Source organism: Pseudomonas weihenstephanensis (assembly GCF_016812185.1).
Taxonomy (GTDB): Bacteria; Pseudomonadota; Gammaproteobacteria; order Pseudomonadales; family Pseudomonadaceae; genus Aquipseudomonas; species Aquipseudomonas weihenstephanensis.
Genome location: NZ_JAAEBV010000002.1, coordinates 220,805 through 246,284 on the forward strand (window position 1 = coordinate 220,805; position 25,480 = coordinate 246,284).

A 25,480-nucleotide genomic window follows, 5' to 3' on the forward strand; every position below is an offset into this window, starting at 1 on the left:
TACTCTGGAAAAAATGCGCTTTGTAGGGGCGAACTCGCCCCTACGCAAAATAGGCGTTAGCCCGGATCACGAAAATCCGGGTGAAAGTTCGACGGGACCGCCACGCGGATGTCGCTGCGGGTCGCAATGTCGATGCCTTCAGTGGCCACCTCAGCCAAAAAGTCGATCTGCTCTGGCGTGATCACGTAGGGCGGCAAGAAATACACCACGCTGCCCAAGGGACGCAACAGCGCGCCGCGCTCCAGTGCATGCTGAAAAACCTTAAGCCCACGGCGCTCTTGCCACGGATACGCCGTTTTAGTGGCTTTGTCCTGCACCATTTCAATGGCCAGCACCATCCCGGTCTGGCGCACTTCTGACACATGCGGGTGATCCACCAGGTGCGCGGTCGAGCTGGCCATGCGCTGCGCGAGGGCCTGGTTGTTCTCAATGACGTTGTCTTGTTCGAAGATGTCCAGGGTCGCCAGCGCCGCCGCACACGCCAGCGGGTTGCCGGTGTAGCTGTGGGAATGGAGGAAGGCGCGCAAGGTCGGGTAGTCGTCGTAGAACGCGCTGTACACCTCATCAGTGGTCACACACGCGGCCAGCGGTAAATAACCGCCGGTCAACGCTTTGGACAGGCACAGGAAGTCCGGGGTGATACCGGCCTGCTCACAGGCGAACATGGTGCCGGTGCGGCCGAAGCCCACGGCGATTTCGTCATGGATCAGGTGTACGCCATACCGGTCGCAGGCTTCGCGCAGCAGCTTGAGGTACACCGGGTGATACATGCGCATGCCGCCCGCGCCTTGTATCAGTGGCTCGACAATCACCGCGGCCACCGTGTCGTGGTGGTCGGCCAGGGTCTGTTCCATCGCCATGAACATATTGCGCGAATGCTCTTCCCAGCCCATGCCTTCAGGGCGCAAGTAGCAATCGGGGCTGGGCACCTTGATGGTGTCGAGCAGCAGCGCCTTGTAGGTTTCGGTGAACAAAGGCACATCACCCACCGACATCGCTGCCATCGTCTCGCCGTGATAGCTATTGGTCAGCGTGACGAAACGCTTTTTGTTTGGCTGGCCACGGTTGAGCCAATAGTGAAAGCTCATCTTCAGTGCAACTTCAATGCACGACGAACCGTTGTCGGCGTAAAAGCAACGGGTCAGACCTTCGGGGGTCATCTTGACCAGGCGCTCGGACAACTCGATCACCGGTTGATGACTGAAGCCCGCCAGAATCACGTGCTCCAGTTGATCGACCTGATCTTTGATGCGCTGGTTGATGCGCGGGTTGGCATGGCCAAACACGTTGACCCACCAAGAACTCACGGCATCCAGGTAACGCTTGCCCTCGAAGTCTTCCAACCACACGCCTTCACCGCGCTTGATCGGGATAAGCGGCAATTGCTCGTGATCTTTCATTTGGGTGCAGGGGTGCCACAAAACGGCTAAGTCGCGCTGCATCCACTGATTATTCAAGCCCATTTCCACTCTCCTGGCGCTGGCTCCCGGCGTGTGCGGGCAAACAATCGCGCAAGCCTATGCAATGCGCGAGCGTGTCACAAGCCATTGCGCACTCGCTGCGTGCCTCAACCACTCGAAGGCAAACCCTGGCTGCGCTATTGCGTATTGAGAAACCAGGTGCGTAAACGCTCAAACACACAGGCCAGCACGCCATCGTTGTGCACCAAGGCAATGCGCACATAGCCTTTGCCAGCAGGGCCGAAGGCACTCCCCGGCGTGACGAGCAGTCCTGTTTCGTCGAGAAGTGATTGAGTAAACACCACAGCACATGCCCAGGCAACTGAGCCTACAGAAAGAACCCGCCCTCAGGGGCTTCAACCTTCCAGCCCAAGGCGTTAAACGCCTCAACGGCAAGGATGATCCGGTGTACATAACGTTCGCGGATAGGGCCTGACACAGATTCGAGCTGAGTCAGTATTTCGGTGGCCACGCGCTGAAAAGGCAAAAACATCCCAAAGTCGCTATTGAATTTAAGACGCTTCATTGCCTCAATCATTGACGGCGCCCCCAGTGCGAACCCCATACGCCAACCCGCAAGCCCGCATGACTTGCTCATGCTGTGAAGTTCAATCATGCAGGCCATGGCACCCTCCAGGTGTAAACCGCCGCCACGCAACATTCCCTCATCCGGGGCAACCTGCAACTCCGCATAGGCCCTGTCCAAAATCACGCGAAGCGAGTGCTGCCGGGCAAATGCCACGGTGCGTTGCAGAGTTTGTTGCGTGAGTATTGTTCCGGTCGGATTATTGGGCGAACACAGCACCACTAACCGTGCACGCGTCAGTTGCTGCGGCGTAATCAGACAGACATCCGGCTGGCCGTGTTCGTCGCACGGAAAGTACGCCACACGCGCACCGACCTGCTCTGCACAGGCGTGATAAACGCTGTATGAAGGCGCAGGCAGCAATACCGTGTCACCGGGTTTTAAGAAGGCGAACAGGGCGTAAAAGATTCCCTCTTTGCTGCCCAGCAGATCCAGTACGTGATGCCCGACATCCAGCGGCACAGCGCTTGCACCTTCAAATCGGCGCTGATGGTAAGCAATCACTTGTTGACGCAATGCTTGATTGATATCCGGCCTGAACTCAGCGTAACCATGCAGTTGCGGGTCTTTTATGTGATGAATCAAGCGCTCTTGCCAATACCCGGCAGGCAGCACATCGGGGTTACCCACAGACAGGTCTATCAACTCAGGTAAAGCCCCGCCACTGCTTAACTGACGCTGTCGATACTGCTCAGTCATGGTTTTGAGCAGGGCAAAGCCCTCGGCGGGAGGGCGTTGGGAGTGGGTCATCTGATGGGCTTTTCAAAATCACACATCGACTCACCCACCAGGCGTTGGCGATACGCTGTTTCGAACACCTCTTTTTGCTGTGCAATTTGCGCCAACACCCAGTCCCAATCGTCGGGGGTCATCTCGGTGTTGCAAGGCGTCAGCAGAAAGGCGGTCGTGATGCGAGCCGGATCATTATTGATTCTGTAGTGAGGCACGATGCTGAACAACGGAAACATCTCACCGGCATTGGTGATGTCCCAGCAATGCTGCATAAACTGTTTGGCCACAGACTCATGGCTGTCACTGTCGCGCAGTAAGTCTGGCGAGAAAGGAATCAAAAAAACTACTTCATGCCCCAACGTCAGGTCATTGACCTGAGTAAACAGCCCCTGCCTTTTAATGGCCTCAGTCAGCGCATCGCGCGCGTGTTGCAGCTGTAATGCATACCCCGACACACCTAACCGACCATATTTTTTTAATACCACCCAACTGGCAAGAATCGCACCCGCAGATCGGGAATTTTCAAACGTATAGCGATACGCTCGAAACTGTCCTTTGTCGAAGTCCTTGTCACTGAACGTATAGTGACCATCACCCAACTCATCCATAAAACGACGGTCTTGGCTGATGAAGTAACTGTTGTTATAGGGGCACATACCCGTCTTATGAAAATCAACACCGAAGGAATCAAAGTGTTCAATACCTGCAAAACGTTCACAGAGGGTCCTGAGACGATGCATCGCTGGTGCACCAATAGCGCACGTGGCCGCCAGCCGCTCCAGACCTCCCTTCAACAAGGTGAAGTAGACCCAGCCAATGACGCTGTCCAGGTGCAGATACGGTCGGTAGCTCAAGCCTTGCATGGCAACAAAATGGTCCACCGTTGCCTTGACCTCACGCGTGTCATCACAGTTGAAATTGATCGTTGTACCGCCGCAGCAAATGACCGCGGCTACTTTTTTACCCTGCCCATGCGCTTTGCTCAGCGCTTGTAACAATGCCTGTGGACACATCTGCCCCTGTGCATTAGTCGATACACGCCAGCAGTTGGCAGAGCCCAAACCTAATTGGCTGGCAATATGTTCTACGCAGTAATGCCCGCCTTCACTGCACAAAATGACCGTGTCGCCTGGCAGGCCGTTAATCAGAGAGTGCGGCGTTATTCGACTCAGGGCCGTGCGGATAGCGTACATGAGGGTTATTTTTCCACCGCTGCATGCGATCCCCATTGCACTGTCCCAGCCCACCCATTTACCCACGGTGCGCGCCACCTGTTGCTCGACCAACAAGCTCTCGCCTGCGAACCCTTCCATCAAACAGTTGATGTTGTAAGCCGTGGCTAAATTCGCCGCCGCCGTGGCGTCAACATCCGGCTCTGCAATGATATTGAACAGGGCATATTTAGAGTGTGGGCGGATAGCACCGTTAAAAAAACGCGCCACTTCTTTCAACAAGTCAGGTGCTGAAAGTGCGACATCCTGCGTATCCGCCACGGCGTCCAGAAAGTTGAAGTGGCGTTGCGCAAAACGAGGGGGCGGCGTTATCGAGGGGGCTGATCGTTTATCCACCCACGCGCCGGACGACGTTAAACCCTGCACATACTCATCAAATTCCAGCAGGCGTTTAGTCATCGCCAGCGCGCTGCTCGACGGTCGGTTTTTTACGCCAACAGACGGGTTATCACGTTTCAAAACAACCGACATAAAAAGACCTTTTAGTTCAGCCAAAGCGATTAAAACGGCTGGCGTTTTCGAGGCGAAATCTGTCGGTCATACGGGTTCATATCAAGCGCTAGTGTGTAACTGGCTTTTGGACATAAAAGGATACGCCCAACCCAAACCCATGCCTGCGGGAGTGCACGGGCAAGGTGTCACGTACAAGCCACATCATTGCTGATTGTTTATCGCGAGCTTACGCACAGGGGGCCTGACTGCATTGCTCTGCCACCTCCCTAATGGGCAGCTCCACCTCGGTTACCTCCGGTTTAATATTCCCTTAACCTCTTTGGGTAAGGTTACAGATCGTATTTATCGATACCTTACAGCGAAAAAATGCGCTTTCATTCGATAGGTAAACCATTAGTCTTAGGCCCAAGTTCCTACAGGATGTCGGCAATGCAGCTACGTAATTCTTCTTCTCGCTATGGCGCTGTCAGCGTTTTCTTGCATTGGTCTGTTGCGTTGGCGGTATTTGGATTATTCGCGCTGGGCTTGTGGATGGTCGGTCTCGACTACTACAGTCCTTGGCGTAAGGAAGCACCTGACCTGCATAAAAGCATTGGTCTCACGCTACTGGCCGTGATGGTCATACGTGTGGTGTGGCGCTGGATCAGCCCGGCACCGCCCGCTTTGGCCAGTTACAGCCGTGCTACCCGCATCGGTGCCACGCTCGGCCACGGTTTTTTGTATCTAAGTTTGTTCGCGGTAATGATTGCCGGCTACCTTATTTCCACCGCTGATGGCGTGGGTATCCCGGTTTTCGGGCTGTTTGAAGTGCCTGCACTGATTTCCAGCCTGCCCGACCAGGCGGATGTGGCAGGTGTCGTGCACTTGTACCTGGCCTGGACCGTGGTGATTTTCGCCGGTTTGCATGGTCTAGTCGCACTCAAGCACCACTTTATTGATCGTGATGCGACCCTGACTCGTATGCTGGGGCGTAAAGCCTGATGTTCAACCTCAACTCAAAAGGAATAGAACGCATGTTGAAAAAAACACTCGCCGCTTTGGCACTGGGTACTGCACTGCTGTCGGCCGGCCAGGTCATGGCTGCTGACTACACCATCGACAAAGAAGGCCAACACGCCTTTATCGACTGGAAAGTCAACCACCTGGGCTACAGCTTCATTCACGGTACGTTCAAGGACTGGAGCGGCACATTCTCGTGGGACGCTGCCAAACCTGCTGACAGCAAAATCGACGTCACGCTGAAAACTGCCAGCCTGGACTCGAACCACGCTGAACGTGACAAGCACATCGCCAGCAAAGATTTCCTGGATGTGAGCAAGTACCCGCAAGCCACCTTCAAGTCGACCAAAGTGGTGCCGACTGGCGAGAAAACAGCTGACGTGACAGGCGACCTGACCTTGCACGGCGTGACTAAGCCAGTCACGTTCAAAGCCAAGTTCAACGGCGAAGGCAAAGATCCATGGGGTGGCGAACGCGCAGGCTTCAACGCGACCACGTCTGTCAACCTGAACGACTTCGGCATCAAGTCCCCAGGTACCGACCAGACGCTGACCCTGGATATTTCGCTGGAAGGTGTGAAAGACAAGTAATAGCGCTTTCGTACAGATGAAAAACGCCCTGACTCGTGAGAGTCGGGGCTTTTTTATGCCCAAACAAAAACGCCCCCGATCGTGCGATCGAGGGCGTTTTTTATAAGCCGTTCACTCAGCGGTTGCGGGTCAGCAACGCTGGTTTTTCACCGCGAGGGCGGTTAGGCAGTTGATCAAGCTGCTCAGGCGTCGGGAAGCGGTCGCTTTTCGACTCTTTGTGCATGATCTTTGGCTGGCTCTCACGAGGACCTTTAACGGCGGGTTCTTGACGGGCATCGTCACGGACCGGGCGATTCTCGCGGCGGGCCTGACCATCTCGCGGTGCGCCGCTGCGTGGGCCATTGCGCTTGGCTGGCGGTGTGCCAGTGGTTGCGCCACTGCCTGTGCGCGGGCCACTTGGACGAGCGCCGTTACGCGCAGCGGGAGCAGCCCCTGTACCCTGCGCCGGAGCGCCTGGGCGGCGACCACGGCTCTGGTTGTTTTTGTTCTGGTAGGGGCTGACGTAATCAGCGCGGTTACCAAAGTTATCCACATCGTCATCACGGAACTCGTCCGGGGCACGGTTAGCGTCCTGACGCGGTGCCGATGGTGCTGACTGCTGACGTGGCTCACGGGCGGGCGTGCCTTCACGTGGCTTTTGCTCACGGGCCGGACGCTCACCGCGTGCGGCGGCAGGCTTTTCTTTACCCTTGTCCTTACCTTTGTCCTTACGACCACCGCCGCCGCCATTAGGACCGTCACCGCGTGGGCCGCGTGGTGGGTTGCGCGGGTTACGCACATCCGGACGCTCACGCACTTCAGGCTTTTCAGCTTCGATGGTGCTGGAGTCAAAACCCATCAGGTCGCCATCGGCGATTTTCTGCTTGGTCATGCGCTCGATGCTTTTCAGCAGCTTTTCTTCATCCGGGGCAACCAGCGAGATTGCTTCGCCCGAACGACCGGCACGGCCTGTACGACCAATACGGTGAACGTAATCTTCATCGACGTTAGGCAACTCGAAGTTGACGACGTGCGGCAGTTGGTCGATGTCCAGACCACGCGCGGCGATGTCGGTCGCTACCAGAATGCGCACACTGCCGGCTTTGAAATCAGCCAGCGCTTTGGTGCGCGCGTTTTGGCTCTTGTTACCGTGGATGGCCACAGCGCTGAGGCCGTGCTTGTCCAGGTATTCGGCCAAACGGTTGGCGCCGTGCTTGGTACGGGTAAATACCAGTACCTGCTCCCATGCACCGGCCGTGATCAAATGCGCCAGCAAGGCACGCTTATGACTGGCAGGCAGGCGGAATACGCGTTGCTCAATACGCTCGACCGTGGTGTTGGGCGGCGTGACTTCGATGCGCTCAGGGTTGCGCAACAACTTGCCGGCCAGGTCGGTGATGTCCTTGGAGAACGTCGCCGAAAACAGCAGGTTTTGACGCTTGGACGGCAGACGGGCGAGGACTTTTTTCACGTCATGGACAAAGCCCATGTCGAGCATCCGGTCTGCTTCGTCGAGCACCAGGATTTCAACGTGGGACAGGTCAACGCTGCCTTGGCCGGCCAGGTCGAGCAAACGACCCGGGCATGCCACCAGCACGTCAACACCACGGGCCAGCGCCTGAACCTGAGGGTTGGTACCGACACCCCCAAACACGCAAGCACTGACGAACTTCAAGTCGCGGGCATAGAGCTTGAAGCTCTCGTGCACCTGGGCGGCGAGTTCGCGAGTCGGGGTCAGGACCAGTACGCGCGGTTGACGCGGGCCGTGACGCTGGGATTTGTCTGGGTGACCGTTGGGGAACAACTTTTCCAGGATCGGAAGAGCGAAACCGCCGGTTTTACCAGTACCTGTCTGAGCCGCAACCATCAAATCGCGACCTTGCAACACGGCGGGAATGGCCCGCTGTTGCACCGGAGTAGGCTCGGTATAGCCCGCTGCTTCAATGGCGCGGACTAAAGCCTCGGAGAGACCGAGGGAAGCAAAGGACATGAGTAATCCTGTTCTAGTTAGGGCTTGGCCCAAAGGGATAGTCTTGCCTGGCGTGAATGGCGTTTATAGGAGACGCAATCCCGTCCGGTCCTGCTTCGGTCCTGAAGGTCCATTCGCACCGCTCGCGCTGGCAAATGCTGCGCAGTAGCGGGGTTGAATGCCTTGTACAAGGACGAGCGGCCGGGCGTAAGCCTGGCGGAAAGCCCGCAGTATAACAGAGCATTCACGGCGCGCCGATTTCATGCTGCTCAACGGCTTGTTGCGCAAAATAACCCCGGAGCGCTGCCTGCGATAAGGCTCGAAGGGTCCTCAGACAAACGGGTTGTTTCACAACCCTTCGCAACCTTCGACAGCGACTACAGGGTAGGGATTAGCGCGAAAGGTTCAGGTTGTTCCAGATCGCCAGGCTCGGCTCGGACTGGTTCAAGGTGTAGAAGTGCAGCCCCGGTGCGCCACCGTCGAGCAGGCGTGCGCACATGTCACTGATGACCTCTTCGCCAAACGCCTGAATGCTCTGCACGTCATCGCCATAGGCTTCGAGCTGCTTGCGAATCCAGCGTGGGATTTCAGCGCCACAGGCGTCAGAGAAACGCGCAAGTTTGCTGTAGTTGGTGATCGGCATGATGCCCGGCACGATCGGAATCGTGACGCCCGCCTCTTGAACGCGCTCAACAAAACGGAAATAGCTGTCAGCGTTGAAGAAGTATTGGGTGATCGCGCTGTCAGCACCGGCATGGGCTTTGCGCACGAAGTTGGTGATATCGTCTTCGAAATTACGCGCTTGGGGGTGCATTTCCGGGTACGCGGCGACTTCAATGTGGAAGTGGCTGCCGCTCTCTTCACGAATGAAGCTCACCAGGTCGTTGGCATAACGTAGCTCACCGCTGGCCATGCCCATACCCGAAGGCAGGTCGCCACGCAGCGCAACAATACGCTTGATGCCTGCGGCCTTGTACTGTGCCAACAGGCTGCGCAAATCGTCCTTGCTGTCGCCAACGCAGGACAAATGCGGGGCCGCAGGTACGTTTACTTCGCTCTCCAGTTGCAGCACGGTGTTGATCGTGCGGTCACGGGTAGAGCCACCGGCACCGTAGGTGCAGGAGAAAAAATCCGGGTTGTAGGTCGCCAGTTGGCGAGCCGTGTTTATCAGTTTTTCATGTCCAGCATCGGTCTTGGTCGGGAAGAACTCGAAGCTGAAACGACGGTCTTGAGACATGGGAATACCCTTGCATACGCGCAGGCGGTTGATGACAACCCCTGACGCTGAACTCACACATAAAAAAAAGGCGGTCAGTACAAGCCTGACCGCCTTTTTCTAATCAGTAACGGTAAGCGTCTGGCTTGAACGGGCCTTCGACGGTAACGCCGATGTAGTCAGCCTGCTGTTTAGTCAGTTGCGTCACCACGCCACCAAAACCACGCACCATTTCCAGTGCGACTTCTTCGTCGAGCTTCTTGGGCAGCACTTCGACGGTCAGACGCTCGGCTTGCAGCTCGGCCGGCAGGTCAGCGTACTTCTGTGCGAACAGGAAGATCTGCGCCAGTACCTGGTTGGCGAACGAGCCGTCCATGATGCGGCTTGGGTGACCTGTGGCGTTGCCCAGGTTAACCAGACGGCCTTCGGCCAGCAGGATCAGGTAGTCATCGTTCTGCGGATCGAAATCGTTAGGGCCGGTACGGTGAACTTTGTGCACCTGTGGCTTAACTTCTTCCCATGCCCAATTTTTGCGCATGAAAGCGGTGTCGATTTCGTTGTCGAAGTGACCGATGTTGCACACCACAGCGCGTTTTTTCAGCGCAGCCAGCATGTTTTTGTCGCACACGTTGACGTTACCGGTGGTGGTCACGATCAGGTCGATCTTGCCCAGCAGTGCAGCGTCGATGCTGGCGGCAGTGCCGTCGTTCTGGCCGTTGATGAACGGCGAAACCACTTCGTAGCCGTCCATGCACGCTTGCATGGCGCAGATCGGGTCAACTTCGGACACTTTAACGATCATGCCTTCCTGACGCAGGGACTGAGCCGAGCCCTTGCCCACGTCACCGTAGCCGATGACCAGCGCTTGCTTGCCGGACAGCAGGTGGTCGGTGCCACGCTTGATTGCATCGTTCAGGCTGTGACGGCAGCCGTACTTGTTGTCGTTTTTGCTTTTGGTCACCGAGTCGTTCACGTTGATCGCCGGGATCATCAGCTCGCCTTTGGCCAGCATATCCAGCAGACGGTGTACGCCAGTGGTGGTTTCTTCTGTCACGCCGTGGATCTTTTTCAGCATGTCCGGGTATTTTTTGTGCAGCAGCTCAGTCAGGTCGCCGCCGTCGTCCAGGATCATGTTGGCATCCCAAGGCTGGCCATCTTTGAGGATGGTTTGCTCAAGGCACCACTCGTACTCTTGCTCGGTCTCACCTTTCCAGGCGAACACCGGGATGCCGGCAGCAGCGATAGCGGCAGCGGCCTGATCCTGAGTCGAGAAGATGTTGCACGACGACCAACGCACTTCGGCGCCCAATGCAACCAGGGTTTCGATCAGTACGGCAGTCTGGATAGTCATGTGGATGCAACCCAGAATCTTCGCGCCCTTGAGCGGTTGTTCTGCTGCATAGCGGCGGCGCAGGCCCATCAGAGCCGGCATTTCGGATTCGGCGATAAAGGTTTCACGACGGCCCCACTGGGCGAGGGACATGTCAGCGACTTTGTAGTCGGTAAAACCAGCAGGCGTGTTTACAGCGCTCATTTAGAGCCTCCATTCGTTTGATCGCGAATGGGCGCCGTTGTGCGTTTAGTGCCTGCCCAGGGAGCCCTGAACAAACAACGCCCCATCCGAGCCTGACAGGTTTTACCTGCTGCAGCGCCCCTCGGACAGGTGGCGGGAACGGTACTGGATGAAAATGACCGTTTTGAAGCGGAGGTGATTATAGCCATCAAGGCAGATGTTCCCAAGGCTTTATCCACGCCTTTTTCCATTTGCTTAATCGAGACCATAGTCGAAGCTTAATAGAGCGCAGCGCCAGGGTCTGACATGATGGCCCGCATCTAACGGCAGACGGTCAGGAGCGAACATGAACTTTCACACCCGCAAATGGGTAAAACCCGAAGACCTCAACCCCAATGGCACGCTGTTCGGTGGCAGCTTGCTGCGCTGGATCGACGAAGAAGCCGCCATCTACGCCATTGTTCAGTTGAGCAACCAGCGCGTGGTGACCAAATACATCTCGGAAATCAACTTTGTCAGCGCCTCACGTCAGGGCGACATCATCGAGTTGGGCATCACCGCCACCGAATTCGGCCGTACCTCGATCACCCTCACCTGTGAAGTGCGCAACAAGATCACCCGCAAGAGCATCCTCACCGTCGACAAAATGGTGTTTGTTAACTTGGGTGAGGACGGCCTGCCTGCTCCGCACGGACGCACAGAAATCAAATACGTCAAAGACCAGTTTCAGGACGATGCAAACGGCGAAACATAAACCGTCGGCATAGGCCCGTTCAACGCAAGTGGCGGGATTCTTTTTCACTGGAGCCTAGAGGCTTGTAGGAAATTGACAGAGAGGTGAGTACACCGTCTTTCTAGCGCCATCGTGAGCCTTTCTGAGGCTCACTGAGCTGGCACCCTTTTAGTGTGGCCTTATCGTTCAGCGCACAGACAAACTACCCGGTTTTTTCTACCTTGCTCTTTCGCCAATAAAGCGCTTAACAGTGAGAGAGCCCGAGCAGTATGAAAAAAACCATCTCGCCCCTTCTATATCCCCCGACATCACAAATCACAGGCCATGCGCCAAGCGTACGAAGCGATGCGCAGGCTGCTCAAACGCTATTAACCGAGAATGCAGGCAAACGCAGAATCACCCTTCAACTCAACAGTAATGGCAGCGTTGATGTGATGCTGTCGCCCCCGCCGGTGACCCAACTCATCCTCAGCGGCGGCGGCGCCAAAGGCATCGCCTTTCCTGGCGTCATACAGGCGCTTGAGGACAAAAAACTGCTCAAAGATGTTGTAACCATTTGCGGCTCATCAGCGGGCGGTATTTCAGCCGCACTGCTGGCCAGCGGGGTGGGCGCCAAAGCGTTCAACACACTGTCCAATACCATCAACTTCCCGCAGCTGTTAAACAGCACGAGCAGCACCTTGGCAAGCCTGCAAAATGCCAGCACCGCGCTGGGAGAAAGGGTCAGCCATCTACCGGGGAAAACGGGCACCTTTGCGCAATTGTTGCTGACCGTGCTGCCGCGCCTCCAATCCAAAGCCGAACCCCTTGAAGAACTGATACGCACTGAGTCGCGCAAAGTCATTCTTGCCCATATTGCAAACATGACACGCGAGACACGCACCGCGCCCATCATGGCCATTGCTGACAAATTGCACGCCGGAGGGCCTACCACCTTCGCCGACCTTGACGTGCTGAGCCGGCACATTCCTGAGATCAAACAACTCAATATCACGGGTGTGGGCATTTTCGGGGGGCGTCAGCAATTAGTCCTGTTCAATGCCAGCTTGACTCCGGACATGGACATTGCCCGCGCAGCGCACATTTCCGGAGCGCTGCCGATTCTGTTCAAGCAGCCTTCAGAACAACACCTGGCGTTTCAACAAGACGGACAAAAAACCGCGTTTCAGGACGGCGGCTTGCTACTCAATACACCTGACATTGATGTCTACGACCCTCCCTCCCACAGTAGTCCACTCAGCGCGGCTGAAAAACTGATCGTACGCTTTGAGCCTGGAGCGTCGAAAGCCGAAAACCCCAAGGGGAGTTTTATCAACCATGCCATCAACCAACTCACAGGACTGCCCCCTAACGGTGCAAAAAACTTTGCGAAAAACCGAAGCGAGTCGTTTTCCGAACAGCGTGTCACGCTGCCTTTAAACACCGCCCTGGGCGATTTTCGCGGCAAGTTCAACGGAACCGTCAACTTCACCATGAACCTGGGCGTTAAACATCACCTGCAAGCGCTCTCCCGCCAAGCCGTCATTGATCATTTGGACAAGCGCGCAGCCGTGCGCGAGCAGCATCACTTTGCTTCGATGCCGGATGCCGTTTTGGCGATGGACGATGAGATGCTCAGCTGCGTTGCGCCCGCCCTGAAGAAGCTGGGCGGATACGCTGATATTTTGCAATTTCGTCAGCAGGCACCTAGCGCACTAGCATCGCTTGACGCTGCGATCAACGAAGCAAACACGGCACCCACGCTGAAGTTAACGCAAAAACTGGGTGCGGCATTACGCAACCTCGACGCGCTGGCCCGTCGCCCGGAACAAGTCGAATGGCTAGGCAAACAGCTCAATGTGGCCGAAAAATGCAACTTCCAGCAATTACTGCAAAGCGACTTGAGCAAACCCGCCAACCTGTCGAAAGTCCTGACCAGCGCCTACGCCGAAGCCAAGAAACGTGATGTGGCGGTGATCGCCGAGAACTTCACGCGAGAAGTGATCTACCCGGCATTGTTTCTGCCTGGCCAGCCTGAGGCCAACCTGAACCTGTTGCGGCGGGTCGAGCAAACCCTCAAACAAGCAACCACCTCCACTGAGGTTAACCAGGCGCTGGACGACATCGTTAATAAGTATGTTGCACGTAACAAGCCCTGGAAGCATCCGCAGGGGGCCACCACCGTTGGTCTGGCCAAGGCCTGGCGCATGTAGACCTGACCCACCGGCCATTGAACACCCCTGAGCCCTGTGTGTCGTACCTACACAGCCCACCTCGGATCCAGGTACCCATCATGGTCACTCAACACGGCGGTAAAACTCCCAACCTGTCGGCTGAAGAAAAGCACGACGCCACCAAAAACCAGCCACCACGCGCTGCCGTGCTGCACGAGATTATTCGTTTACAGGGCGATCAGGAGCTGGAACGCAGCGTCGCTGCACTGTTCTGGTCGGCACTGGCCGCCGGGCTGACGATGGGCCTTTCGCTGATGGCGATGGGCTTGCTCAATTCGCGTCTGCCCAGCGGCGAAGCGTTTAAAGTGATTGCCAGCTTTGGCTACTGCGCAGGCTTTTTAGCGGTGATTCTGGCGCGTCAGCAGTTGTTCACCGAAAACACCCTGACGGCCGTGTTGCCCATCATGAGCAAACCGACGTTGAGCAATTTCGGGCGTTTATTCAGGTTATGGGGCGTGGTCCTGGTCGGTAATCTGCTCGGTACGCTACTGGTGGCCTACGTCATGTTGCACTTGCCGATTTTTGACACCCAGACCGACAAGGCGTTTCTTGAAATCGGCCGCAAAGTCATGGAAAACGACACGTCGCAAATGTTTGCCAAAGGCATTATTTCGGGCTGGATGATCGCGACGATGGTGTGGATGATCCCTTCAATGGAGAGCGCCAAGATGTGGATCATCATCCTCATCACCTACCTGATGGCGCTGGGCGACTTCACGCACATTGTGGTCGGCACCGCAGAGGTCTCGTATTTGGTGTTTGCGGGAGAGTTGCCATGGAAAGACTTCTGGCTGGTGTTTGCCGGCCCGACCCTGGCGGGCAACATCATTGGCGGCAGTTTTATCTTCGCCCTGATCAGCCACGCGCAAATCCGCAGCGACAACAAAAAACCGCAAAAGACTTAAGCGCCCCTTAATACGCGCTGACGAGAACCGGGGCGCGACCCCGCCGTCACCCTGATGGCGGGGTCGCTGACACACAGGCGCTTTAAATCACGTAATGCGCGATGGCCACAAAGTGCAACAGGCTGCCCGCAATCACAAACAAATGCCAAATACCGTGGGCATGGCGCAGGCGGTGATCGAGGGCAAAAAAGATAATGCCCACGGTGTACATCACGCCGCCCGTGGCCAGCCAAATGAAGCCTGCCGTGCCCAGCGCCGCCAGTAAGGGCTTGACTGCCACCAGCACAATCCAGCCCATCACCGCGTAAATCACAATGGACAAGATACGCGCCTCAGAGCGCGGCTTGATCTCTTGCAACATGCCAATCACGGCCATGCCCCACACAACCCCGAACAGCGACCAGCCCCACGGCCCATGCAAGGTCACGAGGCAAAAAGGCGTGTAGCTGCCTGCAATCAACAGGTAAATCGACAAGTGATCGAACTTCTGCATGATCACCTTGGGCCGCCCGCGCACGCTGTGGTACACGGTCGACACGCTGTACAACAACACCAGCGTGACGCCGTAAATGGCGGCGCTGACTATTTTTTGCGGGCTGCCATCAAGGCACGCCATGACCAACAACCATACACTGCCCACTGCGGCGGCCACCGCCCCCAACAGGTGAGTCCAGGCGTTGAGCTTTTCTCCGTGATACATCTGCAACATCCTCAAGAGCCGATAGTGCGACTGCCTCACTTTGATACGAGATAAGGGTCAAGGTTGCGAACTTAAAGGGCAATGCGGCGTTCGTCGAGGGGACCTGGGGGCAACCCCGACACCAACCGCTCCAAGCCCCACAAATCAGGGATTTTCGCCACATGCTCGCCGACTTGCACAGCGGCACGTTCCAGTGGGCAAAGGGGCACGTCGACAAAGCTCAGTTGGCTGTCGAGTTTGTAGGAGCGTGGAATGCCTTGAACCACCATCGCGATGTATTTCAACGCTGGGTTGGCGCTCAAGGTGTTGAGGATGACGATGCGCGCCCGTTCGCCAATCAGCAGCGGGCTGCCGCATGCCGCTTCAAAGCTGATGAGTGGCAACGGGTGGTCGCGCCAGGTGATCTGGCGCAGGTGCCACGGCGGGGAGTCGCTGCTGGGTTCGCCGCGCTGGTAGTCGATCAACTCGGCAATCGCGACGTTGGGCAACAGCAAGTAGCGGTCAGCCAGCGGCAAGAGCAGGCAGGTGAGGCTGCCAACACGGTGGTCAAGCATGGAAGCGGCTCCAGTAGGCGATGCGCTCCAGCAACACAGACTCTTGATACGGTTTGCCCAAGTAGTCGTTGACGCCAATGGCCATGGCGCGGTTCTGGTGCTTTTGCCCGGTACGCGAGGTGATCATGATGATGGGCATGTCTTTGAGACGCGGGTCGTTGCGCACATGGGTGGCAACTTCAAAGCCGTCCATTCGCGGCATTTCAATATCCAGCAGCATCAAGTCCGGGGTGTGTTCTTCGAGCACGCTCATGGCGTCAACCCCGTCTTTGGCGGTGATGACGTTCATGCCGTTACGTTCCAGCAAGCGGCTGGTGACTTTGCGCACGGTGACGGAGTCGTCCACCACCAACACCAACGGCGGACGCACCGCCGGGATGAATTCAAGGCTGCCGCTGACTTCATGGTGGGCGCGCTGCAAGGGTTGACGCACTTGATGGGCACGAATGTAGGCGAGCAAATCAAGGATCAACACCACACGCCCATCGCCCAAAATCGTGGCCCCCGACAACCCTTGCACAGCGGCAAATTGCGGACCCAGGCTCTTGACCACGATTTCGCGCGAGCCGGCCAGCGCATCCACTTGCAGCGCCACGCGCATGTCTTGGCAATGCACCAGCAACACCGGCAATGAATGCTGCTCACCGGCCAGTTTAGGCTTGACCACGGTTTGCAATAACTCGCCCAAATAGCGCAATTCGTAGGTTTGGCCGCCGTAGTGATACAGCGGCGGGTTGAGCTGGTAATAGCCTTCCAGCTCGTTGGGCATGACGCGCACGATGCCTTCGACGGTATTGATCGCAATGGCGTATTGCTCATCCGCGCACTGCACCATCAGTGCGCGGTTGAGCGACACGCTAAACGGCAACCGGATCTGAAAATGCACACCCTGCCCTGCCACCGAATCGAGCGTCATGCTGCCGCCCAACTGCCGCACTTCTTCATGGACCACGTCCATGCCCACGCCACGCCCGGAAATCTGGGTAATTTTTTCAGCGGTAGAAAACCCCGGCTGCAAGATGAATTGCAACACGTCGCGGTCGCTGACGCTGTTGTGCGGGTCCAGCAAACCGCGATGAATCGCCTTGCGCCGCACCGCTTCAAGCGGAACACCCGCGCCGTCATCGCGGATATCAAACACCACGTCGCCGCCTTCGTTGGACAACTCCAGCGTGATCAGCCCTTGCTCGGGCTTGCCGCTGGCATGGCGCACATCGCTCGGTTCCAGGCCATGATCGACTGCGTTACGCAGCATGTGCTCCAACGGGGCAACCATGCGCTCCAGGACGTTACGGTCGATTTCAGCTTCAGCATTGATCACGCTGAACTCCACCTGCTTGCCCAGCTCGCTGGCCACTTGGCGCACCACGCGTTTGAGGCGCGGCAACACCCGTTCAAACGGCACCATCCGCGTGCCCATCAAGCCCTCTTGCAGTTGCGTGTTGATCCGCGCCTGCTTTTGCAGCAAGTTGTGAGCGTCTTGATTACGGGCGGCCAGCGTGGCTTTGAGGTCGAGCAAGTCGGACGCAGATTCAAATAACGCCCGAGACAACTGTTGCAGCTGGGAGTGACGGTCCATTTCCAGCGGGTCAAATTCGTCGTACGCCAGACCATCGCTTTCAGTGTGCCCACGACTGTGGCGCTGGCCCTGGGTTTCAGTGTCCAGACGCCGCAATTGGTCGCGCATGCGCTCAAGGGTGGTCTGCATTTCGTTGAGCGCAACCTGGCCATCATTGATTTGCTGCTCAAGGCGACCCCGGATAATCGAGGTTTCACCTGACAGGTTAACCATGTCTTCCAGCAACTCGGCAGGCACCTTGACCATGTCCAGGCCCGTGCGCTCCCCTTCGGTCATGGCGGCGCCCTGGGGTTCAACCTTCGTCGAGGCGGGCGCTTGAACCGCGTGCCGGGCATTGCGTTCGGTGTCACGAATGCGTTCGATCAAATCCTGGGGCGACTGCACAGGCTGACCGCTGCGCAGCGCATCCAGCATTTGTGCAGCCCGGTCATGACAGTTCTGCAACAAGGCGAACAAATCTGCACCGGGAGGCAGCACGCCCGCTGACACATCTTCGAGCAGGGTTTCCAGCTCGTGGGCAAAATCACCGATGGCGGCGATTTCAACCATCCGTGCCCCGCCCTTGAGAGTGTGCAGGTCTCGCAGCAGGTTTTCGACCTCCACCGTTCCTTGAGGCTCGGCTTGCCAGCGCGTCAGCGCAGCGCCGGAGCTTTCGAGAATGTCGAAGGCTTCTTCGAGAAAGATGTCCCGCAGTTCAGTGTCGCCGCCTGAGGCCCCATCAGGCGGTGCGACGGGCAGTTCGGCAGCCAGGTGGGGGTGATGCCGAAACCCGCGAATGGCGTCGATCAATTGGTCGGGTTCGCGCAACGGTTGCTGCTGTTGCAGGTGTTCGAGCATCAGCGCCAACTGCGCATGGCTACGTTGCAGCAAGTCGGCCAGCGCCGGGCTTTCGCTGGCGCGCCGATCCAGCAGACCTTCGTACAAATGCTCCAGTTCTTGGGCCAGGTCGCCCACCGGACCAATGCCCGCCATGCGCGCCCCGCCTTTGAGGGTGTGCAAGTCACGCTGCAACGAAGACAGCGGTGCCAGACTCTCCGGCTCACTCAGCCAGCGCTGCAAGGCCTGGCCCGCGCTATCAAGGATGTCGACCGCCTCTTCCAGAAAGATGGCGACGATTTCGTCATCCATCGACTCGCCTTCGCCCGCCAATGTGCCTGCCTGCAAATGAGCCGTGGCAGCCCCCAACTCGGTGATGTCGAGGGTTTGGCTGCCCTCACGTCGAATCAGGCCCGTGGCGTCGGGCGCCAACCCTTCGTGCAGCAACCGGTGCAGCGCGTCAATGCGGGTCGGTTGCGGGGTAATGTCCTGGCCCGCGGCCAGTTGGTCGAGCATGTTGATCAACGCTTCGTGAGCCTGTTCGGCTTCGTCAAAAAAACGCGCACTAACGGCCAGGCTGCTTTCTTCCACTGCGCCGTACAGGTCAAGCAAGGCTTCGCACAGGGCATCGACGGGCTGTAAATCCAGCAAGTGCGCTGACTCACCCAGCGCGGTCAATTGGTCCAGCAACGTGTCGAGACCTGCGCGCTCGTGCGGCTGTTGCCGCCAATGGCGCAGCACGTCTTCGGCCTCAAACAGGGTGTCCATGCCCTGCTCCAGAAATGCGCCGATGCGCTGCGGGTCACGGGTGAGCTTCACCGCATTGCCGGGCGTGTTGAGCAGGACGTCCAGGCGGTCGGCAATCAGGTGCTCAGTGCGCTCAATCAGCGAGCGGGCACCGTGAATCTCGGCCAGCGGATCACTGTCCAACTGTTTCAGGCCGCGGTGCAGCAGGCTGTCGGCCTCAAGCAGCAGCTCGATTTCGTCCAAGTCCAACGCCAGATGGTGTGCTTTGTATTCACGCACCAAATGGTCCAGCGGTGCGGCCAGCTCAGCCATGCGCAACACACCCGCCATGTGCGCACTGCCTTTGAGGGTGTGCACGGCACGCTGCAATTCGTCGCTGGCATACAGCGGCAGTTGCTCGCTGGCGTGATCGAGAAAACGGTTAAGTGTGTCGAGGTGGCTGTGCGCTTCTTGACGGAAAATATCGAGCAATTGCGGGTCGAAACCGAGGGTCTCTTGCTCAATCAACAACGGCAGTGGATGACCTTTGGACAGGTGATGGGCTTGGGCGGCCAGTGTGTCGACGTCATCGCACTGACGTTGACGCCCCTCGGCAAACGCTTGAATCAAACCGGGCAGCACGCGCAGTACATCTTCGAGTAACTGATAGATCGCCGGGGCCGGCGCAACCTTGCGTTCAATCACACGGTTGAGCAGGTTTTCGACCGCCCATGCCAACTCGCCCAGCACCAGCGCGCGCACCATGCGTCCGCTGCCTTTGAGCGTATGGAAACCGCGCCGCAGTTCAGCCAGCGCAGCGCTGTCCGCCGGGTTGGCAACCCACTGCGGCAAGGCGTGGTGCAGCATGTTCAGCACTTCATCGGTTTCTTCGAGAAAAACGTCTAACAGTTCTTCGTCTACCCGCGCTTCATCCACGGGGGGCGGCAGCAAGCTGGCGGGAATGTGTTGCGCGGGCGGGTTGAGCGCCGACACCGGGTTTGCCAGCACCTCGGCCAGGCTCTGCATGACCTCGGGGTCTTGCAGCGCCTGCAAATCCTGCATCACCAGCACCTCGGTGGGGCTGAGGATGTCTTCGAGCAGCGGCACATGGCGTTCGGTCGGCGCATAGCCCAGCGCGATGAGGCTGCTTTCGGCCCGGTCCAGCACCTGCTCGCCCGCCGCGCCAGGGTCTTGGGCCAGGCGCTCCAAGTAGTATTCGATGCTCACCAGCGCGTCAGCCAGGCGGTCGATGTGCTGCGCGGTCACAGGCTCAGTGCCCAGCAACCAATGCTCACACAGGTAATCGTCGCAGGCTTGCAGCAAGTCGGCGGCGCGGTTCAGCGGAATCATCGCCAGCGCCCCGCGAATTTGCGTGAGCAGTGCAGGGACGGGCTGCAAATGTTGACGATCAAAACCGCCCGCCAGAGAGTCGCTGATCAAGTCTTTGGCTTCATCGAAGACGATGCGCGCTTCTTTGATCACCCATTGGTGAATCTGCATCAAGTCGGTGGTCGGCAAGCGGCTTTCTTCACGCTGCGAAGGCTCGACAGTACCCACCATGCCCGCCAGCGTGGCTTCGACGTACAACAGCGCCGCTGCCACATCCATCAACACGGCATCCGTGGGTTCGCGCTGACCCTGGGCCAAGCTCTGGACCACGGCCAACTGGTCGATGATGACCTTGCGTGGCTGGCCGAAACCCAGCACGGCCAGGGTGTCGGCGATTTGGCGCAAGGGCGCCATCAAACTGTTGAGTTCGGACACATGCGTGCGGTCACTGCGCACAAACAGGTCAAGACGCTCTTTGACCCTCACCAGCTCATCGCACAAGGCGGCCACCACCGAGCGCATGGCGTCCCGGTCGGGACCGGCGAGGCGCGCACGCTCTTCGTCGACCATTGCCGCGTCGGGCATGGCTTCGTCCAGCTCGTAATGGTTTTTCAAACTGAGCATTTTCGGCGTCGGGCGCTCGGCCTTGGCGATGTAAAACAGCAGGCTGGTGAGCAGCACATCAGAGGCAGGCTGGTTAAGCGCTTCAATCCCCTGCGCGTGTAAACGCTGGAGTTCTTTGTCAGTGTCTCTGAGCAAGCTGCGCAAGGCCGGGCTGTTGCCCACTTTGCCCTTGAGCATGCCTTCGACCAGCGCCGTGGCGATTTCCCACAGCGCATTGAGCGGCGCACCCTGACACAGCGCTTCGAGTTGCGTAAACACACTGGCCAGTTGCTCCAGTTGGCGCTGCACATCGTCTTCGCGCAGCAACCCCAACAGCGACGTTTGCAGGGTTTGGCGCCAGGCGCGCACCTGCGCAGGCAGGTCGGCCGGGGAGCGTTGCGTCAAGGTCGCGTGATCAAGCGGCGCCAGCACCTGCAACGGCGGGCTGAACAAACTGGTTTCTGACAACAGCGACTCGCCCCTGGCAGTACGCAAGTCGTTGATCAACGGCAACACCACCAACGGCCAGTCGCGCCGGGCGCTGTGGACGCGCTCCAGGTACAACGGCAATTGGTTGAAGGCCTGTTGCAGCACACGTACCGCTTCGTCGAGCTGGCTGACGCGGCGCTGTTGCAACGCGATCACCAGTTGCTCCATCTCTTCTGCCAGCAGGGCTGCGCCGTAAAACTCGACCATCAACAAGCTGCCATGCACCTGATGCACGCACGCCAGACACTGCGCCAGCGCTTCGGGCGTCGTTTGCTGGCCGTCGCTGTCCAGTGCCACGCGGGCCTGCTTCAAGGTGTCGGCAATTTCGTCTTTGACCCACTCAAGGGCCACATAGTCGTGCCGGTCAACCATAACGACTCCCCTCAAACGTACGCCGCACTAGTGAGGCCCTGGTGTTTTTTGCGTGTCCGGCAAGGTAAAACCGGACACCGAGCGCCGCAGTTGGCTGGCCATTTTGGCCAGGTTGCCAATGCTGTCGGCGGTAGCGGTTGACCCGGATGAAGTTTGGCTGGTGATTTGCTGAATGACGCTCATGGTCAAGGAAATCTGACCCGCCGAGGTGGTTTGCTGCTGCGCGGCATTGGAGATGCTTTGAATCAGCTCGGCCAGGTTTTGCGACACGCCTTCGATCTCTTCCAGCGCCACGCCCGCGTCTTGCGCCAAACGGGCGCCGCGCACCACCTCAGTGGTGGTTTGCTCCATTGAGATCACGGCCTCATTGGTGTCGGCCTGAATGGCCCGCACCAGTGTTTCGATCTGACGCGTGGCCGCCGACGAACGCTCGGCCAAACGTTGTACCTCGTCCGCCACCACGGCAAAGCCACGCCCCGCATCGCCAGCCATAGAGGCCTGAATCGCGGCGTTCAAGGCAAGAATATTGGTTTGATCCGCAATGTCATCAATCAGGCTGACGATGTCGCCGATTTCCTGAGACGACTCGCCCAAGCGTTTGATGCGCTTGGCGGTGTCCTGAATTTGATCACGGATGTTGTCCATGCCGTGAATGGTGTTATGCACCACTTCGTTGCCTTTGTTGGCAATCGCCACCGAGCGCTCAGCCACCGCAGAGGACTCGGACGCGTTGGCCGACACTTCATCAATCGATTGGGCCATCTGCGCAATGGCGCCCGACGCTTCGGCGATCTGTTGCGCCTGATGCTCGGAAGCCTCGGCCAGCTGCATCGCAGTGGCTTGCGTGTCTTGCACGGCCGCAGCCACTTGCCCGGCTGTCAGGTTGATGGTGGCCACCAGGTCGCGCAATTGATCGACCGAGTAATTGATCGAGTCGGCAATGGTGCCGGTGAAGTCTTCGGTCACAGAAGCGGTGACGGTCAGGTCGCCGTCGGCCAAATCGGCAATTTCATCCAGCAGACGCATGATGGCGTTTTGGTTACGGTCATTCTTCTCAGCGGTTTCATGCAGTTGGCGATTGGTTTCACGCACCATCACCAGCCCGATCAGGATGATGGAACCCAGCGCCAGCAGGCCCAACACATAGCCACCGATAATATCCAGCGAGCGACCGCTGGCCAGGTTTTCAAAACCGTTGGCCAACATTGACGCTTCATCGAGCAGGGTTTGCGACAGGCTGAAAATGTGGCTCGCGGCCTCACGCACCTGGAACAGCTGTGGTGAGGTTTCGAGGATTTCATCCACCGAGCCGGAGACAAACTGGAACAGCTCCGAGATCTCCAGCAGGCGGGCGCGGGCATCTTTGTCTTCGACCTGTGAAATGCGCAGCCCCGCATTGCCTTCGAGCATGCCGTTAAGCACCTGGCCAAAACGGTTGGCGTCGCGGCCAAACGTATCGGCGGCTTGCGCGGCGGTTTCATCACCGGCCAGCACCGTATTGACCGCACCCAAAATACGCTCAGCCAGCAATGACTGGCGCTGGGCCAACGCCACCTGACTGGCGGGAGCGCCACGCTGCAACAGAATCTCGACCACTTTTTCGTATTCGACCTGCAACTGCGGCACGGTCTCGGCCAGCGTCGCGGCCACCTGGTGCAGCGACAGCACCGTTTGCTCACTGGCCAAAATGGCGTTGGTATTGCTCAACAACTGTTCCCAGTCGCGTTGAACGGCCTGCATTTCTTTGTGCACGGCGGGCGGTGCGGCAGGAAGGCCGGTGACCGGGTCGCCTTTTTTCAGGTAGCCCCAACGCTGGCTGAAGTCGTTACGTGCATCGCTCAGCAGACGGAAAGCCGCAGCCTTACCGGCCGCCGCTTCGGTGGCATTTTTGGCGATACGTTGGGACAGCACCCGCAATTCACCCGCGTGGCTGATGTATTGCTTGTCGTAGTTGGACTGGGTATTGAGGTAAGCAAAATTGGCGAACAACAGCATGATGAACACGATCAGGGCGATAAAAAGCACGATGATCTGCGAACGACTGCGCGACCCTTCCATTGGTTTAACGGTTTTTGCTGTGGTCATCGATCAGGCCCTGAGGTGCTGTTTTAACGCTTGACGTGACAGACGCTGCCCACTCACACAGCGACCGCCCAAAATTCAGGCGACTGGGCCAGCGCAAACGGGCTAAAGACCCACCATTCATGCTCGCCAGCGAAGCGCCCTTGCACATAGGGAACGAATGGCAGGCCGGGGGACGCGGGTTCACAGGCGTTTAAATCGCTCTGGGCAAAATGCTGCATACCCAGCACTTCATCGACCTGAAGGCCCACAAAGATGTCTTCGAACTCCAGCACCAGTACCCGACGCTGTTTGCGCAAAGGCGATAATTCAACGCCGAAAAAACCGCACAGATCCATGATCGGCAGTAATTGCCCCCGCAGATTAGCCACTCCCCTGACCCAAGACTTGACGCCCGGCAACAAGGTAAACCGCGGTTCATGGAGGATTTCGGCAATTTCACCCATCGGCGCCACGAAACACTGTTCGCCGATGCGAAAACCGATGCCGCTCCAGGCCTGGGCCTTGACTGGCTCCGCCACCAGGCCGGCGGCCAGTGAACGACAGCGCTGGTCGATCTCAAGCAGCAGCTCGAAGGCAGTCTGTGAGTCAGGCATGGGGCGGGCGCGGTGAAGCAGGCTTTGTTGCCAATGCGTTTTTAAGCGCCTGGATCAGTAGTGCTTCATCGACGGGCTTGGTGATGTAATCCACTGCTCCCTGGCGTTTGGCCCAGAGCACATCGGTCTCCTGATCCTTGGTGGTGACCACGATCACAGGGATGGCGCTGGTTTCAGGGTCTTTCGTCAACTGGCGCGTCGCCTGAAAACCATTAAGCCCCTGCATCACGATGTCCATCAGCACGGCATCGGGTTTTTCCTGACGCGCCAGTGCGACGCCATCTGCGCCGTTGACCGCCTGGAGCACTTCATGACCGCGCTTTTTCAACATTTCAGTCAATTTGAACATTTCAGTCGGCGAATCATCGACGATCAGAATGCGAGCCATGGTGTTCCCCATCTATAAGGTAATTGGCCTGCGGGCCGGGCATCATTGAGCGTTATTGAGCGTTTTGCACAAATGTGAACCCTGGCACATGGGCCTTGATCGCACTCAGCAGTTCATCCCGGCTAAAGGGTTTGGTCAAAAATTGATCAGAACCCACAATCCGTCCCTTAGCCTTGTCAAACAGACCGTCTTTGGATGAGAGCATAATCACCGGCGTCGACTTGAACGATCGGTGGTTTTTGATCAGCGCACAGGTTTGATAGCCATCAAGGCGCGGCATCATGATGTCGACAAAGATGATGTGCGGATGATGATCGACAATCTTGGCCAATGCATCGAAGCCATCGAGCGCGGTAATCACTTCGCAGCCTACGTTTTTCAGCAGCGTTTCGGCGGTGCGGCGAATGGTTTTTGAATCATCAATCACCATCACCTTCAAGGTGCTGGAATGCGTGTCCATATGTGCTCTACCATCGCCACGGCGACCCGTTTTGTTACAACTTTGCCAAATTTCAGCTCAAATCCTTAATGGACAAGGGCTGCAAGTGCTGTGCGAGCCTTTTTAGCACAGTCTCTACATGCAATCTATCGGACGGGCCGCGCCATGCCGGACGAGGCGGTTTTTCCTTGACCGAGACCCCACTCAGCGCCACTCTGGCGCCACTT

General features: G+C 57.7%; 19 protein-coding genes and 1 riboswitch. Of the genes, 5 read left to right on the top strand and 14 right to left on the bottom strand.

Annotated elements, in window-relative coordinates; translation table 11 throughout:
* Positions 1-56: 56 nt before the first annotated feature.
* The 4 genes from GYN01_RS08485 to GYN01_RS08500 all read right to left on the bottom strand — a co-directional run bounded on the left by GYN01_RS08485 (position 57) and on the right by GYN01_RS08500 (position 4,481).
* Positions 57-1,463 (bottom strand): adenosylmethionine--8-amino-7-oxononanoate transaminase, encoded by a 1,407-nt coding sequence (locus GYN01_RS08485; protein ID WP_048364076.1) that lies wholly within the window; start codon positions 1,461-1,463, stop codon positions 57-59.
* A 134-nt stretch (positions 1,464-1,597) separates the two neighbouring features.
* Entirely contained in the window at positions 1,598-1,762 is a 165-nt protein-coding gene (locus GYN01_RS08490) for a hypothetical protein (RefSeq protein ID WP_203306884.1), read from the bottom strand.
* Between the two features lie 26 nt (positions 1,763-1,788).
* A complete protein-coding gene (locus GYN01_RS08495; RefSeq protein WP_203306885.1) occupies positions 1,789-2,796 on the bottom strand; it encodes a pyridoxal phosphate-dependent aminotransferase in 1,008 nt (335 codons plus the stop codon).
* Positions 2,793-4,481 carry a pyridoxal-dependent decarboxylase gene (locus GYN01_RS08500; RefSeq protein ID WP_203306886.1) on the bottom strand — a complete coding sequence of 563 codons (1,689 nt, stop codon included), beginning with the start codon at positions 4,479-4,481 and terminating at the stop codon, positions 2,793-2,795. Before GYN01_RS08500 ends, GYN01_RS08495 begins: the two co-directional genes overlap by 4 nt.
* 411 nt (positions 4,482-4,892) lie before the next feature.
* Between GYN01_RS08500 and GYN01_RS08505 the strand changes: the two genes are divergently transcribed.
* Complete coding sequence (locus tag GYN01_RS08505; protein ID WP_048402238.1) at positions 4,893-5,444, top strand: cytochrome b; 552 nt, start codon at positions 4,893-4,895, stop codon at positions 5,442-5,444.
* A gap of 32 nt (positions 5,445-5,476) precedes the next feature.
* Positions 5,477-6,052, top strand: a complete 576-nt coding sequence (locus GYN01_RS08510; protein ID WP_048402239.1) for a YceI family protein — start codon at positions 5,477-5,479, stop codon at positions 6,050-6,052.
* A gap of 115 nt (positions 6,053-6,167) precedes the next feature.
* Here the strand turns inward: GYN01_RS08510 and GYN01_RS08515 are convergent, their stop codons facing one another.
* The 3 genes from GYN01_RS08515 to ahcY all read right to left on the bottom strand — a co-directional run bounded on the left by GYN01_RS08515 (position 6,168) and on the right by ahcY (position 10,750).
* The gene (locus GYN01_RS08515; RefSeq protein WP_048402240.1) at positions 6,168-8,021 is read right to left on the bottom strand and encodes an RNA helicase RhlE2; all 1,854 of its coding nucleotides are present in this window, start codon (positions 8,019-8,021) and stop codon (positions 6,168-6,170) included.
* 370 nt (positions 8,022-8,391) lie between these two features.
* Positions 8,392-9,237 (bottom strand): methylenetetrahydrofolate reductase [NAD(P)H], encoded by an 846-nt coding sequence (gene metF / locus GYN01_RS08520; RefSeq protein WP_203306887.1) that lies wholly within the window; start codon positions 9,235-9,237, stop codon positions 8,392-8,394.
* Between the two features lie 103 nt (positions 9,238-9,340).
* Positions 9,341-10,750: an adenosylhomocysteinase gene (gene ahcY / locus GYN01_RS08525; RefSeq protein WP_048364071.1), complete on the bottom strand. Its 1,410-nt coding sequence runs from the start codon at positions 10,748-10,750 to the stop codon at positions 9,341-9,343.
* Between the two features lie 22 nt (positions 10,751-10,772).
* Positions 10,773-10,879: riboswitch (S-adenosyl-L-homocysteine riboswitch) on the bottom strand.
* A 196-nt stretch (positions 10,880-11,075) separates the two neighbouring features.
* Here ahcY and GYN01_RS08530 point away from each other — a divergent pair.
* From GYN01_RS08530 to GYN01_RS08540, 3 genes are all read left to right on the top strand, one after another.
* Positions 11,076-11,483 (top strand): acyl-CoA thioesterase, encoded by a 408-nt coding sequence (locus GYN01_RS08530; RefSeq protein ID WP_203306888.1) that lies wholly within the window; start codon positions 11,076-11,078, stop codon positions 11,481-11,483.
* A 248-nt stretch (positions 11,484-11,731) separates the two neighbouring features.
* Positions 11,732-13,654: a patatin-like phospholipase family protein gene (locus tag GYN01_RS08535; RefSeq protein ID WP_203306889.1), complete on the top strand. Its 1,923-nt coding sequence runs from the start codon at positions 11,732-11,734 to the stop codon at positions 13,652-13,654.
* Between the two features lie 80 nt (positions 13,655-13,734).
* Positions 13,735-14,580 (top strand): formate/nitrite transporter family protein, encoded by an 846-nt coding sequence (locus GYN01_RS08540; RefSeq protein WP_203306890.1) that lies wholly within the window; start codon positions 13,735-13,737, stop codon positions 14,578-14,580.
* 82 nt (positions 14,581-14,662) lie between these two features.
* Here the strand turns inward: GYN01_RS08540 and trhA are convergent, their stop codons facing one another.
* From trhA to pilG, 7 genes are all read right to left on the bottom strand, one after another.
* Positions 14,663-15,280 carry a PAQR family membrane homeostasis protein TrhA gene (trhA, locus tag GYN01_RS08545; RefSeq protein ID WP_048402243.1) on the bottom strand — a complete coding sequence of 206 codons (618 nt, stop codon included), beginning with the start codon at positions 15,278-15,280 and terminating at the stop codon, positions 14,663-14,665.
* 71 nt (positions 15,281-15,351) lie between these two features.
* Positions 15,352-15,834 carry a chemotaxis protein CheW gene (locus GYN01_RS08550; protein ID WP_048364066.1) on the bottom strand — a complete coding sequence of 161 codons (483 nt, stop codon included), beginning with the start codon at positions 15,832-15,834 and terminating at the stop codon, positions 15,352-15,354.
* Positions 15,827-21,748: an Hpt domain-containing protein gene (locus GYN01_RS08555; protein WP_203306891.1), complete on the bottom strand. Its 5,922-nt coding sequence runs from the start codon at positions 21,746-21,748 to the stop codon at positions 15,827-15,829. The genes GYN01_RS08550 and GYN01_RS08555 overlap by 8 nt, the downstream gene beginning before the upstream one ends.
* 27 nt (positions 21,749-21,775) lie before the next feature.
* Positions 21,776-23,833, bottom strand: coding sequence for a methyl-accepting chemotaxis protein (locus GYN01_RS08560; protein WP_203306892.1), 2,058 nt, complete (start codon positions 23,831-23,833; stop codon positions 21,776-21,778).
* 53 nt (positions 23,834-23,886) lie between these two features.
* Positions 23,887-24,426, bottom strand: coding sequence for a chemotaxis protein CheW (locus GYN01_RS08565; RefSeq protein WP_048364063.1), 540 nt, complete (start codon positions 24,424-24,426; stop codon positions 23,887-23,889).
* Positions 24,419-24,814: a twitching motility response regulator PilH gene (pilH, locus tag GYN01_RS08570; protein ID WP_048402246.1), complete on the bottom strand. Its 396-nt coding sequence runs from the start codon at positions 24,812-24,814 to the stop codon at positions 24,419-24,421. The genes GYN01_RS08565 and pilH overlap by 8 nt, the downstream gene beginning before the upstream one ends.
* A gap of 52 nt (positions 24,815-24,866) precedes the next feature.
* The gene (pilG, locus tag GYN01_RS08575; protein WP_048402247.1) at positions 24,867-25,274 is read right to left on the bottom strand and encodes a twitching motility response regulator PilG; all 408 of its coding nucleotides are present in this window, start codon (positions 25,272-25,274) and stop codon (positions 24,867-24,869) included.
* Positions 25,275-25,480 lie beyond the last annotated feature (206 nt).